This is a genomic window from Ottowia sp. oral taxon 894 (assembly GCF_001262075.1).
GTDB lineage: Bacteria > Pseudomonadota > Gammaproteobacteria > Burkholderiales > Burkholderiaceae_C > Ottowia > Ottowia massiliensis.
Genome location: NZ_CP012073.1, coordinates 2280946 through 2306488 on the forward strand (window position 1 = coordinate 2280946; position 25543 = coordinate 2306488).

Sequence of the window (25543 nt, forward strand, 5' to 3'; positions counted from 1 at the left end):
TTGGACAGGCTCTAGCTGACTTCGCTCATGCGCCCGTCGGACGAAAGCAAGGCGGCGCGCACGGTCTGGCCGGGGTGGGCGGCTTGCACGGCGGCGCGGTAGCGGGCCAGTTGCGCGGCGTAGTCCGGGTTGTGCTCGGGGTGTGCGGCGCTTTTGTAGTCCAGCACCCACCATTCGGGCTGGTTCGTGGCGGGATCAAGGCGGCAAACCAGCCGGTCCATGCGCAAGGTTTGGCCCTGGTGAAGGATTTCGACTTCGTCAAAGGCGGCGGTGAAGGCCCCGCGCTGCCAGGCCCATGCGCCTTCGCCGGTGAAGATGCGGCGGGCGGTTTGCAGGGCGGTTTGCGCTTGCGCGGGGGTGAGGCGGTATTGGCGGGCGATCGTCTGCCGGATGCTTTCGCCGCTGCCCTTGAGCCAGTCATCTCCGCCGTCGCGCCCGGCGCGCTCCAGCAGCCAGTGCATGGCCTGGCCCAGGCGGGCGGCTTCGGGGTTGGTGTCCGCAGGCGGGGCGGGCAGCGGCGGGCGCGCCGGGGTGAATGCCAGGCTGGCCAGCGGGGCGGGCGCTGGCGGGGCGGGTTCGGCGCTGCGCCAGTCAGGCAGCGTGGGCAGAAGGATGGGGGCGCTTTCAGCAGCGCTTTCCGGCGTGCGGGCGGCGGCTGGCGGCGCTGAATCCCACTCGGGCGCAGCTTCGGCGGCTGGCTGCAAACGGCTCCACCAGGTGGGGCCGCTTTGGCGGTAGGGCGTGACGCTGGAGAGGGCCAGGCAGCTTTCGGCGCGGGTGATGGCCACGTAAAGCGCATTGAGTTCTTCGCGGCGCTGCTCGTGCTGCTCGGCCTCCAGCAGCTTGATGGCGCAAGGCGGCGGGTTGCTTTCGCTGGCCAGAAAGATGAAGCGGCGCGGATAGGGCGCTTCGCCCGGCCAGTCGATGAGGGTGCTCATGGTGTCGGCTTTGGGCGGGGCGGCCTGGGTGTCCAGCAGCAGCACGGTGTGCGCTTCCAGCCCCTTGGCGCCGTGAATGGTGAGCAGGCGCACGGCGTTGCCCGCACCGGCTGCGGGCGGCAGGGCAGCCGCGCCGCCTTTGCGCAAGGCGCGCACAAAGGCCCAGGCGGTCAGAAAGCGGCCGCCTTGCAGGTTGAGCGCCAGCGACAGCAGGCCGCGCAGTTGAGCCAGCGTGCGCTCGCGCTCGTGCGCGGGGGCGGCTGCGGCGTAGCGGGCAAAGGCGTCGCGGTGGTCGAAGATGGCTTGCAGCGCGTCGTGCGGGGGCAGGCTGGCCAGCCAGGTCTGGTAGAGGGCCAAATCGGCTGTCAAATTGGCCGCCAGCGCTTGCCAGCCGGGCGCGAACAGCTCTTTTTTCTGTAGCAGGCTGAACCAGCTTTCGCCCGGATGCGCGCGCGCCAGCAGGGCCAGCTGCGTCAAATGTTCGTCTGTCAGCCCGAACAGGGGCGATTTGAGGGCGTGCGCCAGCGCGAGGTTGTGCGCGGGCGACAGCAGCGCGTCCAGCAGCGCGGCCACGTCTTGCGCCACGGGCAGCTCGCCCAAATCGCTGCGGTCGGGAAATTCGCAGGCAATGCCGCGCTCGCGCAGCGCCTGCTGCATCAGCGCCAGCCGGTCGTTGCGGCGGGCCAGCACCATGATGCTGCCCGCTGGCAAGCCGCTGGCCAGTTGCGCGGCCACCCAGCCGGCGGCCTGGCGGCATTCGCGCAGATGCAGGGTTTCTTGCGGCAGCTCGCGCGGCGTGGTGAGGCTGTCGCGCCAGGCGATGGCGCTTTCGCCCTGGCTGCCGCCAGCGGCTTCTTCAGCCGGTTTTTCACCGCGTTCAACCGGCGGCAGCAGCAGCACGCGGCCCGCTTCGTCCGATTCGGTGGTGTGCGCGCGGTATCCGCTGTAGTCGCGCTGCTCTTGCGCGGCCAGCAAGGCGGTATTGGCAGCGCCCATCACGCGGTGCGCGCAGCGGCGCGTGTGCTCGCAAGCCAGCTCGTCGCCTTCCAGCGCCTCGCGCACAAAGGCCTTGGCGGCCTGAAACACTTGCGGCTCGGCGCGGCGGAAGCGGTAAATGCTCTGCTTGGGGTCGCCCACGATGAACACGCTGAAATCACGCCCGCCCCCCGCGCCCGCGTAGGCCGACAGCCAGCTGGACAGGGCCTGCCACTGAAGCGGGCTGGTGTCCTGAAATTCGTCGATGAGCAAGTGGCGCACGCGCGCATCCAGCCGCTGCTGCACCCAGCCGGCCAGCTCGTCGTTGGAGAGCATGCGCTGCGCGGCGCGCTCCACATCGTGCATATCCACCCAGCCGCGCTCGCGCTTGAGGGCGGCAAATTCGTCAATCAGCGTGCGCGTCAGCTCGGCCATGCGCTGCTGGTGCAGCCAGGCGGCGTGCTGCTTTTGCGCTTGCAGCAGCGCCAGCAGCAGCGCTTGCGCCTCGCGCACATCGTCGATGCCCGCCAGCTTGTCGCCAAACTTGAGCGGCGTGCCTTTCTGGGTGAGCAGCGCAGCCGCCACGCCTTCGGCTTGGCCGCTGGTGATGGCCTTTTCCAGCTCCACGCCCTTGGCTGAAAACGTTTTGGCCGTGGCCTGGCCCAGCGCCTTGGCGGCTTTCAAAAACAGCGCCTTGCGGGTCTTGTCAAACAGCGCCTGCATCGGCTCGTCAAAGGCGGCCAGGTGCGGGAACATGTCATGGAAATGCGGCACGCTGGCCTGCACCACGCCTTGCGCATCGGCCAGCAGAAATTCGGCGCGCTTGTCCAGCGCGGTCTGCAAAGCCTTGTCCGTCTGGTGGCGGCCATGCTCGCGCACCAGCGCCTCGTAGCAGGCGCGCTGCGCCGGCTCGGCCGCCACGCGCCGCAGCCAGCGCCGCCACACCTCGGGGCGCGCGGGCGCATCGTCTTCCAGCAGCTCATAGGGCGCGGGCAGGCGCAGCTCTTGCAGCAGTTTCAGCGGCGCGGTTTGCAGCAGCGCGGCAAACCAGCCGTGAAACGTGCGCACCTGCACGGGCCTGGGGCACATCAGCAAGCGGGCATGCGCGCCTTTGAGCGCGGGGGCCAGCCGCGCGGCCTGCGGCCCGGGCACGCCGCGCAGCGCCAGCTCGCGCGCCAGTTCGGCCTCTTGCATGCCGGCAAAAGCCGTCAGCCATTCATTGAGGCGCTGGCGCATTTCGCCCGCCGCCTTGCGCGTGAAGGTGATGGCCAGAATTTCATGCGGCGCCAGCGGCGCGCCGTCCGCGCTGCCGGGCGCCGGCTCAATCAGCGCCCGCAAGATGCGGCTGACCAGCATCCACGTCTTGCCCGCGCCCGCGCACGCCTCGACCGCCACGCTGCGGCGCGGATCGCAGGCAATGGCATAAAACGCATCGCGCGTGATGGGCTGGTCGTTGTGAAAGTAGGCGGGAGCGCTCATCGTGGGCAGGCAAAAAAGGCAATCATGCCGCTCGGCGGCAATGCGCGGAGCGGCGAAAAACAAAACGGCGTATTTTCCAGGCCCTTTCAGGCAAAACGGCGAATATGCGCCGCCAGCGCCGCCAATTCAACGTCGCTGGCGCGTTCGCAATCATGCGATGAAATATAGCCCTCGTATTTTTCAAAATATTTTCTTCCGCCAGAGTTGATGGGTTGCCATTGGCCGCTCGCAAGCCCTGCCGTGCCGTGCATGGGAAAGAGCTTGGCGTGCAGGTGATCCACTCCAAAGCCCTCCAGAATCAGGCCCGTGCGGCCCACGTCGTCAAAGGCGCGGTCAAGGACTTTCGCGGTTTTCTGCGCGGCCAGAACCAGCCCGGCCAGCACGGTTTCATCGGCGGCGAATGCGTAGCTGCCGTGATGCTCCCTGGTAATGACCACGCTGAATCCTTTTGTATTGGGAAAAATGGAAAGAAAAGCCAGGTGGCGTTCATCTTCCCATATTGGATGGCAAGGCGAATGGCCCTGGGCGATCTGGCAGAAAATGCAATCGGCGCGGTGCATGGATTTTCCTTTTCGCAAAAATGAAAGAAAGGCCGCCGCAGCGCCGCCGATGCCTCCGTTTTGGCCCCGCTTTGCAAAAGCTTTACGCAACTTTTCTGGCGGCGGCGGCTCCATTGCCGCGTTCATCATTTCCCCCACTTTTTTGCAAGGAGAACTCCAACCCATGCTGACCCGAGTCATTCAGCAACGCAGCGCCGTAGCGCTGGCCGCCGCCGCCATTGTCGGCGCTTCCGCCCTGGCCCTGCTGCCGCACGAGCCGGCGCAGGCGCAGCCCGCCGCCGTGGCGCGCGGCCTGCCAGATTTCACCGATCTGGTCGAGCAAGTCGGCCCCGCCGTCGTCAATATCCGCACACTGGAGCGCGTCAGCAGCGGCGGCCGCCGCTCGCGGGCGCTGCCGCAAATAGACGAAGAAACCGAAGACATGCTGCGCCGCTTCGGCATTCCGCTGCCGAACATGCCGCGCGGGCAGGGGCGCGGCCAAGGCTTCGAGCGCGAAGTGCCGCGCGGCATGGGATCAGGCTTCATCCTCACGCCCGATGGCTACGTAATGACCAACCATCACGTCGTCGATGAAGCCGACGAAATCATCGTCACCCTCTCCGACAAGCGCGAATTCAAGGCCAGGCTCATCGGCGCGGACGAACGCACCGACGTGGCCGTGCTCAAGATTGACGCCAGCGGCCTGCCCGCCGTGAAAATTGGCGACGCCAGCCGCGTGCGCGTGGGCGAGTGGGTCATGGCCATTGGCTCGCCCTTCGGGCTGGAAAGCACCGTCACCGCCGGCATCGTCAGCGCCAAACAGCGCGACACAGGCAGCTACCTGCCCTTCATCCAGACCGACGTGGCCGTCAATCCCGGCAACTCCGGCGGCCCGCTCATCAACCTGCGCGGCGAAGTCGTCGGCATCAACAGCCAGATTTACTCGCGCTCCGGCGGCTTCATGGGCATCTCGTTTGCCATTCCGATTGACGAAGCCATGAAAGTCAGCGAACAGCTGCGCGCCACCGGCCACGTCACGCGCGGGCGCATCGGCGTGCAAATTGGCGAAGTCTCGCGCGAAGTGGCCGAATCCATCGGCCTGGGCAAAGCGCAAGGCGCGCTGGTCAGCCACGTGCAAAGCGGCTCCCCGGCTGAAAAAGCAGGCGTGCGCGCGGGCGACATCATCACCCGCTTTGACGGCCAGCCCATCGAAAAAGTCAGCGACCTGCCCCGCATGGTAGGCAACGCCAAACCCGGCACGCGCGGCACGGTTACCGTCTTTCGTCAAGGCAAAAGCCTGGACCTGAACCTCACCGTGGCCGCCATGGAACCCGAAAAAGGCGGATCCCGCGCCGCCAGCGCCGCAGGCGAGCCGAAAACCGCCGCCAGCCAGTCCTTGGGCCTGGCCGTGGCCGACCTGAGCGCCGAGCAAAAAGCCAAGCTCAAAACCCAGCGCGGCGTGCGCATCACCGACGTGGACGGGCCAGCCGCCAGCGTGGGCCTGCGCCCCGGCGATCTCATCCTGGCCGTAGCCAACACCGATGTCAGCAGCGCCGCCGAATTCGAAGCCGCCGCCAGCAAAGCCATGAAAGGCGAGAAAGCCGGCAAACCCGTGAACCTGCTGGTACAGCGCGGCGACATGGTTCAGTACGTGCTGCTGCACCCCGCCGCCCAGTAAACGCCCCTTCGCCATGCGCCCAGGCCGCGCCCCCGCACAGGAGCGCGGCCTTTTTTGCCGCCAGACAAACGGCCACCTCAGCCAGCGCCAGAACGCGCTCAAGGCCGGCAATCCGCCCGAATATAGCTCCTGAATTCATAGCAATAGGTCTTAGTGAAACGGGCGCAAAGCGGCATTTCCACCCCCTCAAATCAGCTTCTCTTTTTGATTGACCCAGCCCCGCGCGGGTTCAAAGAAAACGACCTTGTATGGCCCGCTGAACCCAATCAGCCCATCTTCCAGACGGAAGGCAAAAACGCGGCAGCGGGGCCAACCCGCGCCGCAGGCCTAAAAGGCGGACGCGGCGGATACGGATAAAGCCGGCGTGCCTGCGGGCCAAACCTGTCTTGATACATCAAAAACAGGAGCGAATTTCAGTGCTCTGAATGCCGCCTTGCGCCCGTTTTACTAGGACGTCCCGCTATGGATAGAGGAGCTAATAAGGCAGGCCGCACGCCTTCGCCTCCGTTCAGCCCAAGCCGGTAGGCCTTCTTCGCTCGCATGCGCGGCCGATCTGCGCATGGCTTATCGAAAACGGGTTGGCTTCCGCTCGCGTGAAGCAGCGGCCAGATCTGGCGCAGGCGAGATGGACGGTTATGGCTGGCGGCTATGGCTGGCGGCTGGCCGGTGGCTGGCTGGCGGCGGGGTCATCTGGCTGGGCGGCGAGGCGGCGCTCCAGCGCGTTCAGGGCCAGTTCCTGCTGGCGCAGGCGGTCTTGGGTTTGGCGGCGCTGCTGGCGGGCGCGGCTGACGCAGTCATTGACGGCAAAGCGCTTCCAGCAGGCTTTTTCGGCTTGTTCAAAACGCTGGCGGGCGGCGTTTTGTTCGGCGGCGATGCGGCTGCGCTCGGCGGCCATCCATGGTTCCAGGGCCGCGCCTTGGGGCGCGGCGGCAATCCAGTCCTGGGCGGCCTGCGCGTGGGCCGCCTGCGCGGCGCGGTGGCTTTCGTGCAAAGAGGCCGAGGAGCAGGCGGCCAGCAGGGCCGGGGCGGCAAGGAGGATGAGCAGGCGGCGCATGGCGGTGAAGGCGGTGAAAGGGCAGGCAGCAATGAGGGCGATGGATTTGCAACGCCGCAGAGCGCCTCAGGGCCGCGTTTTTGCGCTCACGGACGGGCTTTGAACGGGGGTTTCAGGTGAGCTGGGTGTCCACGGCGCGGTGTTCCAGCGCCAGGTATTCGGCCGATTGCATTTCCATCAGGCGCGAGACGGTGCGCGGAAATTCGTGGGCCAGCGGTCCTTCGGTGTAGAGCTGCTCGGGCGGCACGGCGGCCGAGAGCATGAATTTGACGCGGCGGTCATACAGCACGTCCACCAGCAGGGTGAAGCGCCGCGCCTCGGAGGCGTTGTGCACGTGCATTTGCGGCACGTCTGACAGCAGCAGGGTGTGGTAGCGCGAGGCGATTTCGAGGTAGTCGTTTTGCGAGCGCAGGCCGCCGCAGAGCGTTTTGAAGTCAAACCAGATGACGCCGCCCGCGCGGCGGCAGACGGTGATTTCGCGGCCTTCGATTTCGATGACGGGCGATTCGTCCGCCGTGCCTGCCAGGCGCGTGAAGGCGTCTTGCATGGCGGCATCGGCTTGCGCGCCCAGAGGGCTGTGGTAAAGCGGCACTTGCTCCAGCGTGCGGCGGCGGTAGTCGGTGCCGTTGTCCACGTTGATGACGTCCATGCGCGCGTTGAGCAGCTCGATGGCAGGCAGGATGCGGTCGCGGTGCAGGCCGTTGGGGTACAGCTCGTCGGGCCTGAAGTTGCTGGTGGTGACAAAGCCCACGCCGTTGTCAAACAGCGCCACCAGCAGGCGGTGCAGGATCATGGCGTCGGTGATGTCGGCCACGTGAAATTCGTCAAAGCAGATGAGCTTGAATTTGGCGGCGATGCGCCGGCCCAGCTCGTCCAGCGGATTGACCTGGCCTTGCAAGGCGGCCATTTCGCGATGCACTTCGCGCATGAATTCGTGAAAGTGCAGGCGCGTTTTGCGGCGAATGGGCACGGTGTTGAAAAAGCAGTCCATCAAAAAGCTTTTGCCGCGCCCCACGCCGCCATACATGTAAACGCCCTTGGGAATTTCGGGGTGGTTGATGAGCTTTTTGAACCGGTTGGAACGCCGGGCCTTGTAGGCGGCCCAGTCATTGGCGCAGCGCTCCAGCGCCTGCACGGCGCGAAGCTGGGCGGGGTCGGACTGAAAGCCGCGCGCGGCCAGTTCCTGCTGGTAGGTTTCGGAGACGCTGGGTCGGGTCATGCGGTTTCTGGTTTCAGGGGCGATTTTCGGAAGTCGGGCATTTTATTCAGGCAAATCAGCGGGTTCCATGATTTTCAAAAATCTGTTCAGCTGTATTTCCGGCAGCCGCTGCATGATTCAGGCCATGCAGCCATTGAATGGCCTGGCAATAGGCGATTTCGTCTTTGCTGCTGTATTGGTGAATGTCATGCCCGCCATGAATGAAGGCGGTGCGCAGCGGGCCAGCATAAGCTGCCACAAGGTCTTGCTGCATGGACGGCGTGGCCAAGGCGTCTTGCAGCGAAATCTGGAAAACGGCGGGCGATGGGCTATGACGCGCGTTGCGCAGCGCATCCAGCCCGGGCGGCATGCCCTGAATCAGCCAGCGCGCCGCTTTCCGGCCCAATCGTGATTGCAGCAAGGGGAAAACGGGCAGCGCGTTTTTGAGAATCAGGCCATGCACTTCACGCCGCGCCGTCACATGCAAGGCGAAAAGCGCGCCCAGGCTGTGACCGTAGACCCAATGCCGCGCATGAGGGCAGTGGCGAACCATTTCATCAAAAGCCAAAAGGGCCGCCTGCGCATGACGCAGCAGCGAAACAGGGCCGAGGCTGCCGCCGAAACCGGGCGGATTGACGATCCAGACTTCTCCCGGCACGTGAGGCAGGCGATTGAGCGGATCGGTGGTGCCTTGTTCAGCCCGGCCACGTGCGCCCAGAAAGCGCAATACGGCAACCGGGCGGCATTTTTGCTCCATGTCGTTGCAGCCTGAGCCTATAGCTTCACGCCAAATCTGCACCTTGCCCCAGGGGCATGGCATGTTCAAGGCCCGTTTGGCGCAATCCATGCGATGGCGGCTGGGACGAAAGAGCAGGCGGCTTAAGAAGCGGTGCCGCCAAGGTGCGGGCAATGCAGCGTCTGGACGGTGAGGCGCCCAATCAGAAGGCGGCATGGTTTTAAAAAGCACTGATTTTTGGGCGGCATTTTCACCATCAAAAAAATGGCCCATTTTGCGGGCCATTTCTGTTTTGACAACGCGCCATTGAGCGTGAATGTCGATTCAATCCGCCAAACTCGTTTTCAGCATTTTCCTATTTCGAAAGGCGCCATTACGGGCATCAGATCTGGCGGGCTTCTGCCGCGCATGGCAAAGAGGCGGCCTGAAATTTTTCCCGCCTTTTCTGGGCCGAATGGAAGGCGGCACCATCTGACATGACTTTCACTCCAGAAAAAGGAGCGAATTCAAGCCCCTCAAAACACCGTCTGCCGCCCATTCGGCTAGGAGGTAACGCTATCAATCAAGGAGCGAATCAGGCCCATTCTGATGAGCCTGTTCGCGCCTGTCATGAGGCCATCTGCCGTTCAGAAATTGAGCGTGCGCTTGTCTACGGCCAGCGCGGCTTCCTTGGTGGATTCGCTCAAGGACGGGTGGGCGTGGCAAATGCGGGCGATGTCTTCGCTGCTGGCGCGGAAGGCCATGGCCACGCAGGCCTCGGCAATCAGCTCGCTGGCATAGGGGCCGATGATGTGCACGCCCAGGATTTCGTCGGTTTTGGCATCCGCCAGGAATTTGACGAAACCCGTGGTGTCGCCCAGCGCACGCGCGCGGCCATTGGCCATGAAGGGGAAGGAGCCTGCCTTGTAGGCCACGCCTTGCTCTTTGAGCTGCTGCTCGGTTTTGCCCACCCAGGCGATTTCGGGGCTGGTGTAGATGACCCAGGGGATCAGCGCGAAGTCCACATGCCCGTGCTGGCCCGCGATGCGCTCGGCCACGGCCACGGCTTCTTCTTCGGCCTTGTGCGCCAGCATGGGGCCGCGCACCACGTCGCCCACGGCCCACACGCCGGGCAGGCTGGTGCGGCATTGGTCATCGACCACGATGTCGCCGCGCTCGCCCAGCTTCAGGCCCACGGCTTCGGCGTTCAGGCCCTGCGTGTTGGGCACGCGGCCAATGGAGACGATGAGCTTGTCCACTTCCAGCGTTTGCGCTTCGCCCTTGGCGTTGGTGTAGGCGACGGTGACGCCTTTTTTGCCGGATTTGATTTCGCCGACTTTGACGCCCAGCTCGATTTTCAGGCCCTGTTTGTCGAAAGCCTTTTTGGCTTCCTTGGCCACTTGCTCGTCCGCCGCGCCCAGGAAGGTGGGCAGCCCTTCCAGAATGGTGACTTCCGCGCCCAGGCGGCGCCAGACGCTGCCCATTTCCAGCCCGATGACGCCGGAGCCGATGACGCCGAGTTTTTTGGGCGCCGCGCCGCTGGTTTTGCCAATGCGCAAAGCGCCGTCGTTGGAGAGGATGTTTTCTTCGTCAAACGGCGCGCCGGGCAGCTGGCGGGCGCTGGAGCCGGTGGCCACGATGATTTGCTTGCCCGTGAGGGTTTCGCTCTTGTCGCCCGTTACGGCAATTTCGTAGCCGCCGTCCACGGCCTTGACGAAAGAGCCTTTGCCGTGAAAGAAGCTGACTTTGTTCTTTTTGAACAGGTAAAGGATGCCGTCGTTGTTTTGTTTGACCACGCCGTCTTTGCGGGCGATCATTTTCTTGACGTCCATTTTCAGGTCTTTGAGGCTGATACCGTGCTCGCCAAAGTGATGCGCGGCCTGCTCGAAATGCTCGGAGCTTTGCAGCAGCGCCTTGGACGGAATGCAGCCCACGTTGGTGCAGGTGCCGCCGGGAGCGGGGCCGCCTTTTTCGTTTTTCCACTCGTCAATGCAGGCCACGTTCAGGCCCAGCTGCGCAGCGCGAATGGCCGCGATATAGCCGCCGGGGCCTGCGCCGATAACGATGACGTCAAAAGTGTCACTCATATTGTGAATCTCCAGAAAAGATGGAAGGTTGAATCTCAGCAGACTTTCAATGCGGAAGGCGGCAACAACAATTGTGGTAGCCACGCATAAAACAAGTAGGTCGCCCACAGAAGCATGCATAGCGCCAGACCCGCAGCCAGCAACAGACACCACCCACGCCACACGGCGGCCCGACCTTCGAGCAGCACCATGGGAAACCACGGCTTGCCGCTAAGAGGCAGGTTGGTCCGGCGGCGTATCAGTTGGTAGGCATGACGGACGATCCACGCCCACATCAGCCATGCGGGCAAAAAGCCAAACAGAACGATGCCTCCTGCTATTCCCCACAGCCCTTGGCTGTAGCCGCCCCAGCCCGTTTCACATATCAATGAGCGGGTCCAGGCAAAGTAAGGCTGGAACGGATCGAAACTGGGCGCTTGCCACCAACCCGCCATGTCTGCCAGCATTCCGGCCAGCAGCAGGAAGGCGAGCACGTTCAAAGCTTTGCCGGGAATGCGCCCTTCCACCCAAATAACAGGCTTCGCCTGGCGCGGCGAAGTGCCGGGCAGCGGCTGATTCAGCCAGCGCCACAGCAGGGCAAGGCGCTGGAGCCAGGTCGGTTTGGGCATGGGCATCTTCCGGTTACAAGGCCCGCCGCGTGCTGCCGCATTGCCTCGGAGAGCCTGTTCGCGGCAGGCAACTGGCGTGAGGCCGATCAGATATCGAACAGCAGTCGTGCCGGGTCTTCCAGCGCCTCTTTCATGGCCACCAGCCCCAGTACGGCTTCGCGGCCGTCGATGATGCGGTGGTCGTAGCTCATGGCCAGGTAGTTCATGGGGCGGATGACGATCTGGCCGTTTTCCACCACGGCGCGTTCCTTGGTGGCGTGCACGCCCAGAATGGCCGATTGCGGCGGGTTGATGATGGGGGTGGACATCATGGAGCCGAAGGTGCCGCCGTTGCTGATGGAGAAGGTGCCGCCGGTCATTTCCTCAATGCCCAGCTTGCCGTCCTTGGCTTTCTGGCCGAATTCGGCAATCTTCTTTTCGATGTCGGCAAAGCTCATCTGGTCGGCGTTGCGCAGAATGGGAACGACCAGGCCGCGCGGGCTGCCCACGGCAATGCCAATGTCGAAATAGCCGTGATAGACGATGTCGTTGCCGTCCACGCTGGCGTTGATGACCGGGAATTTCTTGAGCGCGTGCACCGCCGCCTTGACGAAGAAGGACATGAAGCCGAGCTTGACGCCGTGCTCCTTGACGAAGGCGTCCTGGAACTTCTTGCGCAGTTCCATGACGGGGGCCATGTTCACTTCGTTGAAGGTGGTGAGGATGGCGTTGGTAGCCTGCGATTGCAGCAGGCGCTCGGCCACACGGGCGCGCAGGCGCGTCATGGGCACGCGCTGCTCGGGGCGGCTGCCCAGATCGGGCGCGGCCGGGCCGCTGACTTGCGGCAGGCTGGCCGTGGGCACGCCGGTCGGGATGGCCGCGGGTTTGGCTCCGCTGGCGACAGCGCCGAGCACGTCGCCCTTGGTCACGCGGCCATCCTTGCCGGTGCCGGGCACGCTGCCTGCGGGCAGGTTGTTGTCGGCCATGAGCTTGGCGGCGGCCGGCATGGCGATACCCGCCTTGCTGTTGCTGGCCGGGGCAGCGGCGCTGGCGGCGGGAGCAGGCGCAGCTGCCGCTGAAGCAGGAGCGGGAGCCGCTGCGGCAGCGCCTGCCACGGCTTCGGTATCAATCTTGGCCAGCAGTTGATCGGCGGTGACGGTGGCGCCATCGGGCTGGATGATTTCGGTGAGCACGCCTGCGGCTGGAGAGGGCACTTCCAGCACGACTTTGTCGGTTTCGACTTCGATCAGGATTTCATCGGCCTGAACGGCTTCGCCCGGCTTTTTCTTCCATTGCAGCAGCGTGGCTTCGGTGATGGATTCAGAAAGCTGGGGCACCTTGACTTCGACGATTGCCATTTTGGGTATTCCGTTGATGGTTGAGAGTGGGAGGGGAAGGCGGCGCGGTCCTCGCACGGAGCCTGCGCCGCCTGGTTCGCTTACTTGCTGAGCACAAAGCCCTTGATGCGCGAGAACGCCGCCTCAAGCAGCGCCTTTTGCTGCTCCTGGTGCAAGTGGGCGTAGCCCACGGCGGGCGAGGCGGAAGCCGGACGGCCGGCGTAGCCGAGCTTCTGGCCGGGCAGCATGTTTTCGTGAATGTAGTGCTGCACGAAGAACCATGCGCCCTGGTTTTGCGGCTCGTCCTGGCACCAGACGATTTCGGTGGCATGGGGGTATTTCTTGAGTTCCGCCCCGAACGCCTTGTGCGGGAAGGGGTAGAGCTGCTCGACACGGATGATGGCCACGTCATCGCTGCCTTTTTCGGCGCGCTTTTTGACCAGGTCGTAATACACCTTGCCGGAGCAGGCAATCACGCGCTTGACCTTGTCGGCCTTGAGTTCGCCCTTGTCGCCAATGACGGTCTGGAAGCCTCCCTTGGTGAACTCGGACACTGGCGAGGTGGCGTCCTTGTTGCGCAGCAGGCTCTTGGGCGTGAAGATGACCAGCGGCTTGCGCAGCGGGCGAACCATCTGGCGGCGCAGCACGTGAAAGATCTGGCTGGCCGTGGTGGGCTGCACGATCTGCATGTTGGCGTCGGCGGCCAGCTGCATGAAGCGTTCCACGCGGGCGGAAGAGTGCTCCGGACCCTGGCCTTCATAGCCGTGCGGCAGCATCATGGTCAGGCCATTGAGGCGCCCCCACTTCACTTCGCCCGAAGCGATGAACTGGTCAATCACCACTTGCGCGCCATTGGCAAAGTCGCCGAACTGCGCTTCCCAGATGACCAGCGTGCTGGGGTCGTTCGAGGCGTAGCCGTATTCAAAGGCCAGCACGGCTTCTTCCGAGAGGATGGAGTCGATGACGGTGAAGGAGCCTTGCTTCTTGTCCACGTTTTGCAGCGGGATGTAGGTGCCTTCGTCCCACTTCTCGCGGTTCTGGTCGTGAATGACGGCGTGGCGGTGCGTGAACGTGCCGCGCCCGCAGTCTTCGCCGGAAATGCGCACCGGATAGCCGTTGGCCACCAGCGTGGCAAAAGCCATGTGCTCGCCCATGCCCCAGTCCACATTGATTTCGCCACGGCCCATGGCGGCGCGGTCGTCATAGACCTTTTTCACCAGCGCGTGCGGGCTGACGGTGGCAGGCAACGTGGTGAGCTTTTCGGCAATGCGCTTCCACTCGGTCAGGGGAATGGCAGTTTCTGCGGCGTCCGTCCACTTCTGGCCGCTGAACTTGCTCCAGTTGCCCTCGAACTGCGCCTTGAAGTTGGTTGCCAGCGGATCGACCGTGTGGTGGCCCGCGTCCATCGCGGCGCGATAGGCTTTGGCCAGGTCATCGCCCAGCGTGTCGCCCAGCCCTTGCGCGGCCAGCTTGTCGGCATAGAGCTTGCGGGTGCCGGGGTGCTGGGCAATCTTCTTGTACATGAGCGGCTGGGTGAGCATGGGAGTGTCCTGCTCGTTGTGGCCCAGCTTGCGGTAGCACACGATGTCCACCACCACGTCGTGGCCGAACTCCATGCGGTAGTCCAGCGCCAGTTGCGCGGCCAGGCAGACGGCTTCGGGGTCATCGCCATTGACGTGCAGCACGGGCGCGCCAATCATTTTCACGATGTCCGTGCAATAGGTTGTGGAGCGCGCATCGCGCGGGTCAGACGTCGTGAAGCCAATCTGGTTGTTGATCACGATGTGCACCGTGCCGCCTGTGGTGTAGCCGCGCGTTTGCGACAGCGCCAGCGTTTCCTGGTTCACGCCCTGCCCCGCAAAGGCGGCATCGCCATGCACCAGCACGGGCAGCACCTGTTTGCCGCGCGGGTCGCCCCGGCGGTCCATGCGGGCGCGCACCGAGCCTTCCACCACGGGATTGACGATTTCCAGATGCGAGGGGTTGAACGCCAGCGCCAGATGGATGGGGCCGGTCGGCGTGGCCACGTCAGAGCTGAAGCCCTGGTGATACTTCACGTCGCCAGCGGGCAAGTCTTCAGGGGCGGTGTGATCAAATTCGGCAAACAAGTCCTTGGGCAGCTTGCCCAGCGTATTGACCAGCACGTTCAGACGGCCCCGGTGGGCCATGCCAATCACCAGCTCCTGCACGCCGTGCTTTGCGGCATCCGTCACCAGCTCGTCCATCGCGGCAATGAACGACTCGCCGCCTTCCAGCGAAAAGCGCTTTTGTCCCACATATTTGGTGTGCAGATAGCGCTCCAGCCCTTCGGCGGCGGTCAGGCGTTCCAGAATGCGTTTTTTCTTCGCGGCGTCAAAAGACGGCTTGGAGCGAATGGACTCCAGCTTTTGCTGCCACCAGCGCTTTTGCGCCTGGTCCGTGATGTACATGTACTCGGCGCCAATGGTGCCGCAGTAGGTTTCGCGCAGGGCGTTGAGCAGCTCGCGCAGCGACATGGTGTCTTTGCCGAAGAAGGTGTTGCCCACGTTGAACACCGTTTCCATGTCCGCGTCCGAAAAGCCGTAGAAAGACGGCTCCAGCTCCGGAATAACGGGCCGCTCGGTGCGCTTGAGCGGGTCCAGATCGGCCCAGCGCTGGCCCACGTTGCGATAGGCAGCAATGAGCTGCTGCACCGCCGTGCGCTTGCGCCCCAGGTCGGGGTCGTCGCCAAAGGCGCGCACCACTTGCGTGCCGCCTTGCTTGGCGCGCTCGGCAAAGGCGTCAATCACGGGCTGGTGCGGCACATCGCGGGCACTGCTGCCATCCGTGGCGGGCACGTGTTGCAAGGCGTCGAAATATTCGCGCCAGGAATCGGGCACGCTGCCGGGGTTTTCCAGGTATTTCTCGTACATCTCTTCGACGTACGGGGCGTTGCCTCCGAAAAGGTAGGTATTGCCCTTGTAAGTGTCGTAGACGGATTTCGTCTCGCTCATCGTTCGCTGACCTTTCGCCTCTCTTGAAGAGGCATGGGTTGGTGGGAGGAAATAACCTTCCGCGTCACGGCTGGACCGGTTGGCGGATAGCGATGTGGCAGGGAAGGAGCCGGGAAGTAAATGAATTGCGACGGTGACGAATTGTGCCACTGCGCTTTTTGTCTTCAATCAAGGGTAAACATCAACAAAAAAGCCGCATGCCCAAAAAGGAGCATGCGGCTTTTTCAAATTGGTGCCCGGGGCCGGAATCGAACCGGCATGGTGTCGCCACCGGCAGATTTTGAGTCTGCTGCGTCTACCAATTTCGCCACCCGGGCGGCGGAAAGCGGCGGATTATGGCACAGCATCCACTGGCGGCCGCACGCCGTATATTCACCCCATGAGCAAGCAATCTCCCCAGGAAATTCGGTACCCCACCATACAAGACGTCATTGGCCGCACGCCGCTGGTGCGCCTGGCGCGCATGCCCGGCTGCGGGCAGCGGGGCAACGTCATTCTCGGCAAGCTGGAAGGCAACAACCCTGCCGGTTCGGTGAAAGACCGCGCGGCGCTGGCCATGATTCAGGGCGCGCAGGCGCGCGGCGAGGTGCGCCCCGGCGACACGCTGATTGAGGCCACCAGCGGCAACACCGGCATTGCATTGGCCATGGCGGCGGCCATCATGGGCTACCGCATGGTGCTCGTCATGCCGGAAGACCTTTCCGTGGAGCGCGCGCAAACCATGAAGGCTTATGGCGCGGAACTCATCCTCACCCCGCGCTCGGGCGGCATGGAATACGCGCGCGATTTGGCCGAAAAAATGCAGCGCCAGGGCAAGGGCCGCGTGCTCGACCAGTTTGCCAATGCCGATAACCCCCGCGCGCACGTGGAAACCACGGGGCCTGAAATCTGGGAGCAGACCGGCGGACGCATCACCCACTTCGTCAGCGCCATGGGCACCACGGGCACCATCACCGGCGTTGCGCGCTATCTGAAAAGCCGCAACCCCGCCGTGCGCATCATTGGCGCGCAGCCCTCGGCGGGGTCTCGCATTCCCGGCATTCGCAAGTGGCCTGAAGCGTATGAGCCGCGCATCTACGACGCCTCGCTCGTGGACGAACTCATTTCCGTCACCCAGGCCGATGCCGAAGAAACCAGCCGCCAGCTGGCGCGGCAAGAAGGCATCTTCGCCGGCATCTCCTCTGGCGGCGCGTGCTGGGCCGCCCAGCAAGTGGCCGAGCGAGAAAGCGGCGCCACCATCGTGTTCATCGTCTGCGACCGGGGCGACCGGTACCTCTCGACCGGCGTCTTTCCGGCCTGACTCCGTCATATCAAAAACAGGAGCAAATACAGGAGCGCGAAATGCCGTTTCGCGCACGCTCCACTAGGACATCATGCTATTGATGCAGTAGCAAAAATCTGCGCCTCCACACCTTCCCCGCGCTGCCATGCAAGAAAACACCTGCCCGCCGCCCGCCGCCGAAATAGACGCCCGCGGCCTGCACTGCCCCCTGCCCATCCTGCGCGCCAAAAAAGCGCTTGCCACGCTGCAAAGCGGCCAGCTGCTGCGGGTGCTGGCGACCGACCCCGGCTCCGTGCGCGACTTTCAGGCTTTCGCGCAGCAGACCGGCAACACGCTGGTGGCCCAAAGCGAATCTGCAGGCGAATTCACTCATGTGCTGCGGCGGCGCTAGCGGCCAGAACCGCTTGCGCAGGCTCTTTCGCGGCTGAACCCGAGCCTGCCCACATGAGCTGCTATCGCCAGATATCACCCAAGGCCCCACAAGCGTGACACTTGTCACGTTTTGTCGCTGTTGCGCTACGCGCGCTGCCTGAAAGCGCCCAAGGCAACGCACAATGCACATTCATTAACCTTTTCAGGAGCCACCTCACATGCGACACCTTTTTGCACTGGCCTTGATGGCCGCCCTGTCCATGACTGCCGCACATGCCCAGGAAAGCGCCGCGCAGCCTGCCGCGCAAGCCGCCCCCGCAGCGGCCCCTGCCCCTGCGGCTCAGCCCGCCAAGCAGCAAGCCCCGGCCCAGCCCGTGTCCGTGCCCCAGCCCGAGGCCGACCTCAGCGGCCTGCCCATCCGGCCCGATATCGAAATACCCGACCCATCCATCCGCAACACCAACAACTACATGTTCAACGCCCAAGGCGTGAACTGCTCGCTATACCCCGCCCGCTGCCGCTGATATCGCGCGGCGGCGACAATCCGGCTGTTTCTTGCCAGAAGCTCCGGCGGCCTTTCACAGGCTGCCGGAGCTTCTTTTTCGCCTTCGCCTTTCAGGAGCTTCACGTCATGCAGGCCGCATGGATGCTTGCCGCCGCCTTCTTCTTCTCCAGCATGGGCGTGTGCGTGAAATACGCCGCCGCGCACTTCACGCCGCTGGAGATCATTTTTTACCGGGGCCTTTTCGGCATGCTCTTCACGGCGGCGCTGGTGCGCATGCGCGGCGTGCCGCTGGCCACGCGCTGGCCCTGGGCGCATGCATGGCGCAACGTCGTTGGCGTGGGCGCCATGAGCGCATGGTTCTACGCCATGGCCCACCTGCCGCTGGCCACGGCCATGACGCTCAACTACATGAGCAGCGTGTGGATCGCCGTTTTCGTGCTTGGCGGCGCGCTGCTCATGCGCCGCTGGGACGATTTGCGCGCCCAGTGGCCGCTGGCCCTGACAGTCGCGGCGGGGTTCGCAGGCGTTGTGCTCATCCTGCGCCCGGCCATTGCGCAAGACGAACACGTGGCCGGCCTGATCGGCCTGGCCTCGGGCATGCTGGCCGCCATGGCCTACATGCAAGTAGCCGCCCTGGGACGCCTGGGCGAGCCGGAAACGCGCACCGTGTTCTATTTCTCGCTCGGCTCCGCCCTGGCTGGCGCGGCGGCGACGTGCATCACCGGCTGGCATGGCCTGAACACACCCGCCGCCTGGTGGCTATTGCCCGTCGGCCTGCTGGCCGTTCTCGGCCAGCTTTGCCTCACGCGCGCCTACACCCGCAGCGCCACCATGCTGGTCGCCAACCTCCAGTATTCAGGCATCGTGTTCGCCGCCCTGTATGGCGTGGCCCTGTTTGGCGAATACCTGCCGCTGACCGGCTGGCTGGGCATCATCCTCATCACCGCCAGCGGCATGGCCGCTTCGCTCTGGCGCAAGCGGCTGCGTCTGAAAACAGCAGCGCCGCCCCGGCCTGCGACCTGATCGCGCCCATCTGGCGCGGCTTCGGCGCGCCTTGATCGGCTGTGCGCACGCAGCCCGTCGCCGGAAACCGTTTTTCAGAACCTGCTCACGATCTGGCCGCGTGGGGCCGCGAATCGGCGGGATGGGCTGCAACGCCGCCGGCCGCGCAGCAAACGGAAAACCGCGCCGGCAACCAGGAATAGGCGCATGTAAGTAGTACCGTGTATGTATCATGCCCGTCCCCCTATTTCGTCAGGAGCCATATCGTGAACATCGCCGCGCAATCCTTCTCCCCCTCGTACGGATGACGCCAAAGGCGTTGGAACGGGCCTGCTGGGCTACGCCCGCGCCGCGCCCGTTGACGCGCATCTGGGCTGGCTGCCCGAGCAGCTTGAGGCGGCCGCGCAGGACGCTGGCAGCTCCCTGAAGGACAGCCGTCCCCTGAAGCAGGTATTGGCTGCAACCGAACACGGCTACCAACTGCCTGCGCGCGGCCTGAATGCCATTGCAGGCGAGCTGTTTTCCGATGCGCGCCTCCGCGTTGAGCAATACATCCGACCGCTGAAGACGCTGCCGGAAAAATTCTTCATCACCGACCCGGCCAAGGCGGGCGATCCGCTGGCCTGGCGCCAGGCCGCCAAAGAAGCCAGCGAAAGCCGCAACCAGATCATGAAGAACGTGCGGGAGCAGCTTTCCGCCAAGGGGCTGGTCGCTTCGGAGAGCGCCAAGAAAAACGCGCCAATATTTAAAAAGCTATGGAAGAAAAACGAAATTGATATACGAAAAACGCAGGGTGCTGCATACGCTGCCATGCCAGCGGCCCAGAAGGACATCGCCATTTCGCAAAAAATCATTGAGGGGGCGGGCAAAAGTGACCCCACTTTCAATGCCACCACCCAGAACGCCGACAGTGCCAGCCGTAGCCTGAAAGCACTGAAGCATGGAGGCCGCGCGCTGGCTGTCGTTGGGGCCGTGATGGATGGCGTATCCGTCACCCGGCAGGTGCAAGAAAGCATGAAGAGCGGCCATTGGGACAACACGGGCAAGGAAGTCTCGCGCGTGGCGGGCGGCTGGCTGGGCGCGGCGGCGGCGGGCGCGCTGGTTGGCAGCGCTTCAGGCAGCATCGTGCCGGTGCTGGGCAACGTGACCGGCTTTCTGGTGGGCGCGGCGGCAGGAGCTGTCGGCTACTGGCTTGGCTCCCGTGGCGGTGAAGCCGCGTATCAGGCCGTCGCTCACTGATTCGGCGCGGATCTGGCGCTGCCGCTCCTTGATCGGCTGCGAGCGCACGGCCCGCCGCCGGGAACCGTTTTTCAGGATGGACTTTGCATGGACGCATCAAACCCAATCGACCCTTTGTTTCTGGCGCTGGCCCAGCCCGTGCTGCGCGGCCCGGAGGGGCAGGCCGTCACGGTGACGCCAGGCACAGGCGGCGCGGCCATTGGCGCCCGGCTCTGGCCGCGAGACGATCAGGGCGGCGCCGTGTACGCCTGGGGCCACGCCGCCCCGCAAGACAGCGTGCCGTGGCTGGCCTCGCAGCGGCGCGTCTGGGCGCTGCTGGACGGGCACAGGCCGCTCACCGTGGCTCCAACCACCGGCTGGGGATGGAACGGCGGGCCGCCCGAAGCGCCCTATCCATCCGTGGTGAGCGCGCAAGTGGGCGGACTGACAGTGTTTTTCGCCAACACCGCGCAGCAGGTGCGCGTGTTCGCCGCAGATGCCGAGCAGGCGGTGGAGCTGGAGCCGGTGGACGACGCGCAAATCTTCGCCGCCTGGTCCTGCGCTGGCCAGCTCTGGACGGCAGGCATGACATCGCGCCTGGTGGCTGGCGGCGGTGATGATTCCGACCTTAGCCAGGCGCTGCTGCTGCGCTGGAACACGCGCCCGCTGGCCGTGGCCGCCCGCTGGCAAGGGCGCGATCTGTGGCGCGTCAACGAACTGGCCACGTCTGCCGCTGGCTGGTCGGACGTGCTCGGCGTGGAAGCCTGGCTGGCAGCCCTGCCCGGCGCGGAAAGCGGCCCGCGCTGGCTGCTGGGCGCGCCGATCACGCGCGGCGTGCATGACCCGCTTGACTATCCCTACTGGTTGCTGCTCGGTCCGCCCGCGCCAGACGATTACATGGCGCTGCTGCTGGCGCGCGTTGATGGTCTGGCGGCGGCGGCGGCCAACGAGCCGCCGCCGCTGACCCTGATGCGCGTGCTGGACGGGTTCAGCCTGGTTGGCTGCTGCGGCATGGGCGGCAGCGCGGACGGCGCACTGGTGTTCACGGCGCGGCGCGAGCTGGAAAATGCGTACAACTCGTGCCAGCCAAGCCAGCTTCACGTCAGCCGCTGGGATGGCGCGGCGGCGCAGCTGGGCGCGCCGCAGCCGCTGAGCATTGCCGGTTTGCCGCCGCAGGCCGCGCAAGCCATGCTGTGTGACTTTGACGCCATTTACCACCCCGCCTTCGGCTATGCCGCCACCCTGACATGGGAGGAAGAAGCCCCCGCCGCCACGGCCTTGCTGCATAGCCGCGACGGGCGGCAGTGGCAGGTGGTGCAGCGGCTGGAGCCAGCGCCGCAGGCGCACTGAAGCCGCTGCCCGTCTTGCCGGGGCTGCCAGGGTTGCTGGCCTTGCCCCCTCGCCTCTGGGTCAGCCCGCAGAGTGTCTCGCTGGAGCCAAAGGCAATTTTCAGGATGGACTTTGCATGGATGCATCAACCCCAATCGACCCCTTGTTTCTGGCGCTGGCCCAGCCCGTGCTGCGCGGCCCGGAGGGGCAGGCCGTCACGGTGACGCCAGGCACAGGCGGCGCGGCCATTGGTGCGCGGCTCTGGCCGCGAGACGATCAGGGCGGCACCGTGTACGTCTGGGGCCATGCCGCCCCGCAAGATGGCGTGCCGTGGCTGGCCTCGCCGCGGCGCATCTGGGCGCTGCTGGATGGGCACAGGCCGCTCACCGTGGCTCCTGCCACAGGCTGGGGTTTGTCCGTTTTACCGCCCTATCCATCCGTAGTCAGCGCGCAAGTGGGCGGGTTGACGGTGTTTTTCGCCAACACCGCGCGGCAGGTGCGCGTATTTGCCGCCGATGCAAAGCAGGCGGTGGAGCTGGAACCGGTGGACGACGCGCAAATTTTTGCCGCCTGGTCCTGCGCGGGCCAGCTCTGGGCGGCGGGCATGGCACCGCGCCTGCTAGCTGGCAGAGACGATGATTACGACTTCAGCGAGGCGCTGCTGCTGCGCTGGAGCGTGCGCCCGCTGGCTGTAGCCGCCCGCTGGCAAGGGCGTGATGTGTGGCGCGTCAACGAACTGGGCGCCTCTGCCGCAGGCTGGTCGGACGTGCTCGGCGCGGAAGCCTGGCTGGCTGCCCTGCCTGGCGTTGAAAGCGGCCCGCGCTGGCTGCTGGGCGCGCCGCTCACGCGCGGCCTGCATGGCCCGATTGACTACTTTTTCTGGATGATTGGCCCGCCCGCGCCAGACGACTACATGGCGCTGCTGCTGGCGCGCGTTGATGGTCTGGCCGCTGCTGCCGCCAGCGAGCCGCCGCCGCTGACGCTGATGCGCGTGCTGGACGGCTTCAGCCTGATCGGCTGCTGTAGCACGGGCGACGCGTGCGGCGCGCTGGTGTTTACGGCGCGGCGCGAGCTGGAGCGTGCGTACCTGCCTTGGCCAAGCCAGCTGCACGTGAGCCGCTGGGATGGCGCGGCGGCGCAACTGGGCGCGCCGCAGCCTTTGAGCATTGCCGGTCTGCCGCCGCAGGCCGCGCAAGCCATGCTGTGTGACTTTGACGCCATTTACCACCCCGCCTTCGGCTACGCCGCCACCCTGACATGGGAGGAGGAAGCCCCCGCCGCCACGGCCTTGCTGCATAGCCGCGACGGGCGGCAGTGGCAGGTGGTGCAGCGGCTGGAGCCAGCGCCGCAGGCGCACTGAGGCCGCTGCCCGGCCCGGGGCCGTTTCTTCTGCGGCGCACAGCCCGCTCATGCTTCTTGAAAAGAGGAGCGGATTTGGCGGAGTCAAAAACGGCTCTTGCGCCCTTTCCACTAGGACCTCATGCTCCGATTAAAAGAGCAAAATCAAAGGGCAGAGCAAGACGCGAGCGGAATGAACGCCCGCGCCTGGGCGCTCTGGCCGGGTCAGGAGGACAGGTGCAGCGCCAGATCAAACGCACGGGGCGCGCCGGAGCCGCTTTCGCTCCTCTTGCCGCCTTGGCGGGTGATCGGCTGGCGGGTTCAGCCTGCGCGCGGCGGCTCCTGCGGGCTTTCGCGGTTTTTCAGCTCGTCAAAGCGGGCCTTCATGGTGGGGTTGCCGCGCGTGAGCTTCTTGATGGTCACATCCTGCGCCTTGTCATTGGCCAGACGCAAATTGCGGTCGGCGCCCAACAGGGCATCGCGGGTTTTTTGCAGGTGGTCGATGGATTTGTCGATTTCGTCAATCGCCGTCTGAAAGCGCCGCGAAGCCAGATCGTAGTTTTTGCCAAAAGCGGTCTTGAAAGCTTCGAGCTGGTTTTCAAAATTCGTAATATCCACATTCTGCGCCTTCACCAGCGCCAATTCGGCCTTGTATTGGGCGGCATTGAGCGCCGCATTGCGCAGCAGCGTGATCATGGGAATGAAAAACTGCGGCCTGATCACGTACATTTTTGGATAACGGTGCGAAACATCAACAATGCCGCCGTTGTAAAGCTCGCTATCTGGCTCCAGCAGCGAAACCAGCACGGCATATTCGCATTTCTTTTCGTTGCGGTCGCGGTCCAGCTCTTTCAGAAAATCCTCGTTTTTCTTCTTCGTGGCCGTGGTTTCATTTTCGTTTTTCATCTCGAACATGATGGAAACGATTTCCGCGCCTGATTCATCCTGTTCGCGGAAAATGAAATCACCCTTGCTGCCGCTGCTGGCGTCATTGTCTTTTTCAAAATAGGCGCGAGCAAAAGCCGTTGCGCGCAGGCGGTTGAATTCGGTTTCGCAGTGCTGCTCCAGCGTTTCGCCCACCATTTTGGTGGACAGGCGCGCCTTCATGTCGCGCAGGCGCTCAATGGCCGCGTCGCGATCTTTCAACTGGATTTCGTAGCGTTCTTTCAGGGATTGCTCGGACAGCTTTTTGGCCATCTCCGCCTGCTCAAGCTGGCTTTTCAGCGCATCGCGCTCCTGCTGCATTTCGCTGACGGCCTTGGCAATATTCAATTCGTGCGCCGCGTCAGCCGTTTGCAGCCGGGCCTTCAGCTCCTGGATTTGCGCCGCGCTTTCGGCGGCGGCCTGCTGCAATGCGCTTGCCAGCCGCGCTTCGGCCAATTGCGCGGCGGCTTTCTGGGCCTGTTGCTGCTGCGCCAGCTGGCGGGCCAGTTCGTCGCGCTCTTTTTCGGCGGCGTGGCGCGCTTGTTCCACGGCCAGCTGCTGATCTTTGCCGCTGGCCTGCAACTGGGCCTCAAGCGCCTGAATCTGCGCTTCTTTTTCAGCGGCGGCCCGCTGCAACTGGCTGGCCGCTTCGCTGCGGGCCAGCTTGAGGGCGGTTTGCTTTTCACGCTCGGCCATTTCCAGCCGCTCGTGCAGCTGCTTGTCAAATTCGCGGTCGCGCACCTGCCGCAGGATGTCGGCATAGCCCGATTCGTCAATCTTGAATGCCTTGCTGCAATGCGGGCAGATGATGTCGTGCATGGCGGCCCTTCCTTTGTCCCCTCACACGTTGAACAAGAAGTTCATCACGTCGCCGTCTTTGACGACGTAGTCCTTGCCTTCGGCGCGCATTTTTCCGGCCTCTTTGGCGCCTTGCTCGCCCTGGTAGCGGATGAAGTCGTCGAAAGAAATGGTCTGGGCGCGGATGAAGCCGCGCTCGAAATCGCCGTGGATGACGCCCGCCGCTTGCGGGGCGGTGTCGCCGATGTGAATCGTCCAGGCGCGCACTTCCTTGACGCCGGCGGTGAAGTAAGTTTGCAGGCCCAGCAGGCGGAAAGCCGCGCGGATCAGCCGGTTCAGGCCCGGCTCGCTCTGGCCCATTTCTTCCAGGAAAAGCGCCTTGTCTTCGTCGCTCATGTCGGCCATGTCGGCTTCCATCTTGGCGCAGATGGCCACCACGGGGGCATTCTGGCTGGCGGCGTATTCCTGCAAGCGCGCCAGCAGCGGGTTGTTTTCAAAGCCGTCTTCGCTGACGTTGCCCACGAACATGGCGGGCTTGGCGGTGATGAGGCACAGGGGCTTGAGGCGCGCCTGGTCTTCGGGCGAGAGCGCCAGGGTGCGCACGGGGCGGCCTTCGTTCAGGGCGGCCTGCACCGGCTCCAGCAGCCCGAGCATGGCGGCGGCTTCCTTGTCGTTGCCGCTTTTGCTGGCTTTGGTGTAGCGCTGCACGGCTTTTTCGACCGTGCCCAGATCGGCCAGGCACAGCTCGGTCTGGATGACTTCGATGTCGGCAATGGGATCGACCTTGCCGGCCACGTGAACCACGTTGGCGTCTTCAAAGCAGCGCACCACGTTCACGATGGCGTCTGTCTCGCGGATGTGCGCCAGAAACTGGTTGCCCAGCCCTTCGCCCTGGCTGGCGCCGGCCACCAGCCCGGCGATGTCCACGAATTCGACGATGGCGGGCACCACGCGCTCGGGCTTGACCACCTCGGCCAGCTGTTTCAGGCGCGGGTCGGGCACTTCCACCACGCCGGTGTTGGGTTCGATGGTGCAAAACGGGTAGTTCTCGGCGGCAATGCCCGCCCGGGTCAGCGCGTTGAAAAGAGTGGACTTGCCCACGTTGGGCAGGCCCACGATGCCGCATTGGAGGCTCATGAGGGGGTCCAGTAGAGGGAAAAAGCGGGCATTCTAGGGGCGCGCCCCGCCGCAGGCCCTGTGGCGGAAGGCCTGGCGC

Annotated in this window: 20 protein-coding genes and 1 tRNA gene; 9 read left to right on the forward strand and 12 right to left on the reverse strand. The window is 64.5% G+C overall.

What is annotated here, in order from left to right:
- Nucleotides 1-11: 11 nt before the first annotated feature.
- Both ADJ79_RS10010 and ADJ79_RS10015 read right to left on the reverse strand, forming a co-directional pair.
- Nucleotides 12-3392 carry an exodeoxyribonuclease V subunit beta gene (locus ADJ79_RS10010; protein ID WP_050716563.1) on the reverse strand — a complete coding sequence of 1127 codons (3381 nt, stop codon included), beginning with the start codon at nt 3390-3392 and terminating at the stop codon, nt 12-14.
- Nucleotides 3393-3478: 86 nt separating this feature from the next.
- A complete protein-coding gene (locus ADJ79_RS10015) occupies nt 3479-4132 on the reverse strand; it encodes an HIT family protein (protein ID WP_216597116.1) in 654 nt (217 codons plus the stop codon).
- Here ADJ79_RS10015 and ADJ79_RS10020 point away from each other — a divergent pair.
- On the forward strand, nt 4116-5609 hold the full coding sequence (locus ADJ79_RS10020; protein ID WP_050716564.1) for a DegQ family serine endoprotease: 1494 nt from the start codon (nt 4116-4118) through the stop codon (nt 5607-5609). The genes ADJ79_RS10015 and ADJ79_RS10020 overlap by 17 nt on opposite strands.
- Before the next feature lie 646 nt (nt 5610-6255).
- Here the strand turns inward: ADJ79_RS10020 and ADJ79_RS10025 are convergent.
- The 3 genes from ADJ79_RS10025 to ADJ79_RS14395 form a co-directional block, all read right to left on the reverse strand.
- Nucleotides 6256-6663, reverse strand: coding sequence for a hypothetical protein (locus tag ADJ79_RS10025; protein WP_050715838.1), 408 nt, complete (start codon nt 6661-6663; stop codon nt 6256-6258).
- A gap of 112 nt (nt 6664-6775) precedes the next feature.
- Nucleotides 6776-7882 carry a cell division protein ZapE gene (zapE, locus tag ADJ79_RS10030; RefSeq protein ID WP_050715839.1) on the reverse strand — a complete coding sequence of 369 codons (1107 nt, stop codon included), beginning with the start codon at nt 7880-7882 and terminating at the stop codon, nt 6776-6778.
- Nucleotides 7883-7937: 55 nt separating this feature from the next.
- The gene (locus tag ADJ79_RS14395) at nt 7938-8618 is read right to left on the reverse strand and encodes an alpha/beta hydrolase (protein ID WP_156304132.1); all 681 of its coding nucleotides are present in this window, start codon (nt 8616-8618) and stop codon (nt 7938-7940) included.
- 295 nt (nt 8619-8913) lie between these two features.
- On the opposite strand from ADJ79_RS14395, the gene ADJ79_RS10045 reads away from it, so the two are divergent.
- The gene (locus ADJ79_RS10045; protein ID WP_156304133.1) at nt 8914-9072 is read left to right on the forward strand and encodes a hypothetical protein; all 159 of its coding nucleotides are present in this window, start codon (nt 8914-8916) and stop codon (nt 9070-9072) included.
- 151 nt (nt 9073-9223) lie between these two features.
- On the opposite strand, the gene lpdA is transcribed toward ADJ79_RS10045, so the two are convergent.
- The 5 genes from lpdA to ADJ79_RS10070 form a co-directional block, all read right to left on the reverse strand.
- Complete coding sequence (gene lpdA, locus ADJ79_RS10050; RefSeq protein WP_050715843.1) at nt 9224-10663, reverse strand: dihydrolipoyl dehydrogenase; 1440 nt, start codon at nt 10661-10663, stop codon at nt 9224-9226.
- Between the two features lie 35 nt (nt 10664-10698).
- A complete protein-coding gene (locus ADJ79_RS10055; protein WP_050715844.1) occupies nt 10699-11271 on the reverse strand; it encodes a hypothetical protein in 573 nt (190 codons plus the stop codon).
- Between the two features lie 86 nt (nt 11272-11357).
- On the reverse strand, nt 11358-12608 hold the full coding sequence (odhB, locus tag ADJ79_RS10060; RefSeq protein WP_050715845.1) for a 2-oxoglutarate dehydrogenase complex dihydrolipoyllysine-residue succinyltransferase: 1251 nt from the start codon (nt 12606-12608) through the stop codon (nt 11358-11360).
- Between the two features lie 80 nt (nt 12609-12688).
- Nucleotides 12689-15559 carry a 2-oxoglutarate dehydrogenase E1 component gene (locus ADJ79_RS10065; RefSeq protein WP_050715846.1) on the reverse strand — a complete coding sequence of 957 codons (2871 nt, stop codon included), beginning with the start codon at nt 15557-15559 and terminating at the stop codon, nt 12689-12691.
- A 230-nt stretch (nt 15560-15789) separates the two neighbouring features.
- Nucleotides 15790-15876 (reverse strand) — tRNA-Leu (locus ADJ79_RS10070).
- 86 nt (nt 15877-15962) lie between these two features.
- On the opposite strand from ADJ79_RS10070, the gene cysM reads away from it, so the two are divergent.
- From cysM to ADJ79_RS10105, 7 genes are all read left to right on the forward strand, one after another.
- Nucleotides 15963-16859 (forward strand): cysteine synthase CysM, encoded by an 897-nt coding sequence (cysM, locus tag ADJ79_RS10075; RefSeq protein ID WP_050716565.1) that lies wholly within the window; start codon nt 15963-15965, stop codon nt 16857-16859.
- Nucleotides 16860-16986: 127 nt separating this feature from the next.
- Nucleotides 16987-17232 (forward strand): sulfurtransferase TusA family protein, encoded by a 246-nt coding sequence (locus tag ADJ79_RS10080; protein ID WP_050715847.1) that lies wholly within the window; start codon nt 16987-16989, stop codon nt 17230-17232.
- 199 nt (nt 17233-17431) lie between these two features.
- Entirely contained in the window at nt 17432-17737 is a 306-nt protein-coding gene (locus ADJ79_RS10085) for a hypothetical protein (RefSeq protein WP_050715848.1), read from the forward strand.
- A 107-nt stretch (nt 17738-17844) separates the two neighbouring features.
- Nucleotides 17845-18741, forward strand: a complete 897-nt coding sequence (locus tag ADJ79_RS10090; RefSeq protein ID WP_050715849.1) for a DMT family transporter — start codon at nt 17845-17847, stop codon at nt 18739-18741.
- 432 nt (nt 18742-19173) lie between these two features.
- A complete protein-coding gene (locus ADJ79_RS10095; RefSeq protein WP_050715059.1) occupies nt 19174-19959 on the forward strand; it encodes a hypothetical protein in 786 nt (261 codons plus the stop codon).
- Nucleotides 19960-20046: 87 nt separating this feature from the next.
- The gene (locus tag ADJ79_RS10100; protein WP_050715850.1) at nt 20047-21288 is read left to right on the forward strand and encodes a hypothetical protein; all 1242 of its coding nucleotides are present in this window, start codon (nt 20047-20049) and stop codon (nt 21286-21288) included.
- A 115-nt stretch (nt 21289-21403) separates the two neighbouring features.
- Nucleotides 21404-22627, forward strand: coding sequence for a hypothetical protein (locus ADJ79_RS10105; protein ID WP_156304134.1), 1224 nt, complete (start codon nt 21404-21406; stop codon nt 22625-22627).
- A gap of 299 nt (nt 22628-22926) precedes the next feature.
- On the opposite strand, the gene ADJ79_RS10110 is transcribed toward ADJ79_RS10105, so the two are convergent.
- Nucleotides 22927-24348, reverse strand: a complete 1422-nt coding sequence (locus ADJ79_RS10110; protein ID WP_050715852.1) for a DUF2130 domain-containing protein — start codon at nt 24346-24348, stop codon at nt 22927-22929.
- A 21-nt stretch (nt 24349-24369) separates the two neighbouring features.
- The gene (gene ychF / locus ADJ79_RS10115; RefSeq protein WP_050715853.1) at nt 24370-25464 is read right to left on the reverse strand and encodes a redox-regulated ATPase YchF; all 1095 of its coding nucleotides are present in this window, start codon (nt 25462-25464) and stop codon (nt 24370-24372) included.
- Nucleotides 25465-25543: the final 79 nt, after the last annotated feature.